This is a genomic window from Acaricomes phytoseiuli DSM 14247, from assembly GCF_000376245.1.
GTDB classification, from domain to species: Bacteria; Actinomycetota; Actinomycetes; order Actinomycetales; family Micrococcaceae; genus Renibacterium; species Renibacterium phytoseiuli.
Genome location: NZ_AQXM01000002.1, coordinates 1 through 1,423, shown reverse-complemented (window position 1 = coordinate 1,423; position 1,423 = coordinate 1). Strand labels below are relative to the sequence as shown.

Below are 1,423 nucleotides of genomic sequence, written 5' to 3'. Positions count from 1 at the left end.
GAACTCCTTGGGGAACGCTTTCGGCATAGTGCACATCCTTCCAGCGCCGACACATCGACGCAGATCAGATGTCACCTATCCGTGCAGCAGACCCCCAGGCCGTCCTTGAATGCGTTGATTGACGGCTTCCCGAATCTAGGAGGCCCGCTATGTCAGCTCGGTCTCGCCCGTGACGGCAGTGTGTACGTGATCGCTGCCGGGTGGGGAAATCATGCCGGTTCTGGTGAGGCCCCCGGTATTCCCCGCGACCGGGGCAACGCTTATCTGATCGGGGTCGAGATGGAGTCCTCCGGCAGGGAGCCGTGGGATTGGACCCCAGCACAGCTCGATGCCGCCCCACGCCTCGGAGCGGCCCTAGAGCGGGCCTACCTACTAGGCTTACCGGCTGAGCAGCGGCTACAGATCGGACACAGCGAGTACTCCGACGCGGGGAAGATTGATCCGGCGGGTTGGCCCGGTGGCATGAACGGGCTCCGAGCGTCCATCAATAAAATCCTGGACGGTGGAGCGCTCACACCGCCACCAGTTGAGCCAACAGTCACTCAGCCACCAACCCGTCCAGGCCCGATTCAGTGGCGCGTGGATCCCGGAGACACCCTTGCCAAAATCCAGGCCTACTACAACGGCCCAAGTGTCCAGCAGATCGCCGCCGCGAACGGCATCAGCAACCCCGACCAGATCCAGGTCGGACAAATGCTCACCATTCCCGGCCCGCTCGTGTGGATTGTGGACCACGGTGACACTCTCGGCAAGATCGCCGCATACTACGCCGTCAGCGTGGACTACCTAGCCAGACTGAACGGACTCAGTAATCCTGATGCAATTCAGGTCGGGCAGGTACTCAAAATCCAGTGACCGGCACCCAGCGGGCCGTGCTCATCGCCTTAGTGGTGGTGTGCGCGGCCCTAGCCACGCTCGCCCTTGCGTTCATCTGGTGGCTCATCAACTCAGCGCTGACCGCTGTCCTTCCCGTCATTCTCACGCTCTGAAAGGGGCCATCATGAAAATTTTCGAGTACTCCAAAACCATCGCTGGACTGGTCGGCGCGGTCATCACAGCAGTGCTCGGTCTACTGCCCTCCGAGCAGTACCAGTGGCTCGTAGTCGCAGGTGTCATCGCTACGACCATCTCTGTCTATCTCACACCCAATCAGGCCATCGAGCCTCAAAACCGTGGGCGTCGCGTTGCTGGTCAGCCCAGCGACCCGCAGGGCTGAGCCCTCATCTACTGAGAGGAGGTCGCGGTGAAAGACGCCGTGACTCTGCGATTCGCCGCGACCACCACGGAAGATACCCTGTATAAATTATTTGTACTTTGCGAAAACTTGAACAGCAAAAGCTTCTCCGGAACTCGATGTAGCAAATCCTATGCCTACATCCGTGTAATCCCCTATCATGTTTCCGTAGTGCCCTGGGCTATCCAC

The 1,423-nt window shown here is 59.8% G+C and carries 4 protein-coding genes; all 4 read left to right on the top strand.

Annotated elements, in window-relative coordinates; all coding sequences use genetic code 11:
- Positions 1 to 63: 63 nt before the first annotated feature.
- A complete protein-coding gene (locus C501_RS14660) occupies positions 64 to 855 on the top strand; it encodes a LysM peptidoglycan-binding domain-containing protein (RefSeq protein ID WP_342662508.1) in 792 nt (263 codons plus the stop codon).
- Positions 852 to 989 (top strand): hypothetical protein, encoded by a 138-nt coding sequence (locus C501_RS14060; protein ID WP_018133597.1) that lies wholly within the window; start codon positions 852 to 854, stop codon positions 987 to 989. Before C501_RS14660 ends, C501_RS14060 begins: the two co-directional genes overlap by 4 nt.
- An 11-nt stretch (positions 990 to 1,000) precedes the next feature.
- Positions 1,001 to 1,216, top strand: a complete 216-nt coding sequence (locus tag C501_RS0100015; protein WP_018133596.1) for a hypothetical protein — start codon at positions 1,001 to 1,003, stop codon at positions 1,214 to 1,216.
- A 27-nt stretch (positions 1,217 to 1,243) separates the two neighbouring features.
- Positions 1,244 to 1,423: hypothetical protein (locus C501_RS14450; RefSeq protein ID WP_211206308.1), on the top strand; the 180-nt coding region annotated here is incomplete at its 3' end.

Bases quoted from the DNA above. Each gene is read 5' to 3' on its own strand.
- C501_RS0100015 (WP_018133596.1), top strand. From the start codon at position 1,001: ATGAAAATTTTCGAGTACTCCAAAACCATCGCTGGACTGGTCGGCGCG.